Source organism: Rhizobium sp. BK619, from assembly GCF_014195245.1.
GTDB classification, from domain to species: domain Bacteria; phylum Pseudomonadota; class Alphaproteobacteria; order Rhizobiales; family Rhizobiaceae; genus Rhizobium; species Rhizobium acidisoli.
In genome coordinates this window covers 1-1471 of sequence record NZ_JACIBH010000037.1, presented here as the reverse complement: position 1 = coordinate 1471, position 1471 = coordinate 1, and the positions used below count along the sequence as shown (strand labels likewise).

Annotated in this window: 2 protein-coding genes; both read right to left on the bottom strand. The window is 63.8% G+C overall.

The features are described 5' to 3' along the window. A partial coding sequence (locus FHX14_RS32725) for a heme lyase CcmF/NrfE family subunit (protein ID WP_184381268.1) occupies positions 1 to 1013 on the bottom strand: 1013 nt, incomplete at its 3' end. Continuing rightward, positions 1010 to 1471 (bottom strand): cytochrome c maturation protein CcmE (gene ccmE, locus FHX14_RS32720; protein ID WP_184381266.1); only part of this gene is annotated, 462 nt, incomplete at its 5' end. The genes ccmE and FHX14_RS32725, both read right to left, overlap by 4 nt.

Here is a 1471-nt window from a genome sequence, read left to right as displayed (position 1 = left end):
GCCGAAAGCTTCGGCGCGCGGAAGGCAAACAGCGACAGCGCGCCGCCGATGAAGATCAGCAGGATGCAGAGAATGAAGACGCCGCGGGAGGGATCGCTGGCGAAAGCATGCACCGAGGTCAGCACGCCGGAGCGCACCAGGAAGGTGCCCATCAGCGACAGCGAGAAGGTGAGGATGGCCAGCAGCACCGTCCAGATCTTCAGCGCCTCGCGCTTTTCCATGACGAGGGCCGAATGCAACAGCGCGGTACCGGCAAGCCAGGGCATGAAGGAGGCGTTTTCCACCGGATCCCAGAACCACCAGCCGCCCCAGCCGAGTTCGTAATAGGCCCAGTAGGAGCCCATGGCGATGCCGAGCGTCAGAAAGGTCCAGGCGGCAAGCGTCCAGGGCCGCACCCAGCGGGCCCAGGCGGCGTCGATGCGGCCTTCGAGCAGCGCGGCGACAGCAAAGGAGAAGCAGACGGAAAAGCCGACATAGCCGAGATAGAGCAGCGGCGGGTGGATCGCCAGACCGACATCCTGCAGGACCGGATTGAGGTCGCGGCCCTCGGCCGGCGCCGGATCGAGCCGCAGGAAGGGATTGGAGGTCAGCAGGATGAACAGCGTGAAGGCGACCGAAATCCAGGCCTGCACGGCCAATACATTGGCCTTCAGCGTCTCCGGCAGATTACGGCCGAAGACGGCGACCAGCGCGCTGAACAGCGTCAGGATCAACAGCCAGAGCATCATCGATCCCTCGTGATTGCCCCAGACGCCGGAATATTTGTAGATCAGCGGCACCAGCGAATGCGAATTCTCCCAGACGTTCTCGACCGAGAAGTCGGAGACGACATGGGCATAGGTCAAGACGCCGAAGGAGAAGACGACCAGCGCAAACATCGCCAGCGAACCGATGGTGGCGACATCCATCATCGCCCGGTCATGGCGGCGGGCGCCGATGACCGGCACGACGGAGAGGATGAGCGCCGTTGCCAGCGCCAGCACCAGCGCGTAATGGCCGATCTCGATGATCATTGCGTCGCTTTCGCCTCCTGGCCCGGATTTTCCTGACCTTGACCTTCCTTCCACAGCCCCTGCTGCTTCAGCCTGTCGGCCACGTCCTTCGGCATATAGGTCTCGTCATGCTTGGCAAGCACGGTATCGGCGGTAAAGACGTTGGTCCCCGGCGCAAACATGCCTTCGGTGACGACGCCCTGCCCTTCGCGGAAGAGATCAGGGAGGATGCCGGTATATTTGACCTTGACGGCATTGGCGCTGCCGTCGGTGACGGAAAACTCCACGGTCGAGCCGGCGCCGCGCGCGACGCTGCCCTCGCCGACCAGGCCGCCAAGCCGAATGCGGGTTTCCGGCGCCACCGGGGTCTTTGCCAGATCGGCCGGCATGTAGAAATAGGCGACCGACTGGCTGAAGGCGAACATGACCAGCAGCACGGCGGCGGCAATAAAGCCCATGCCGCCCGCGATCACCGCCAG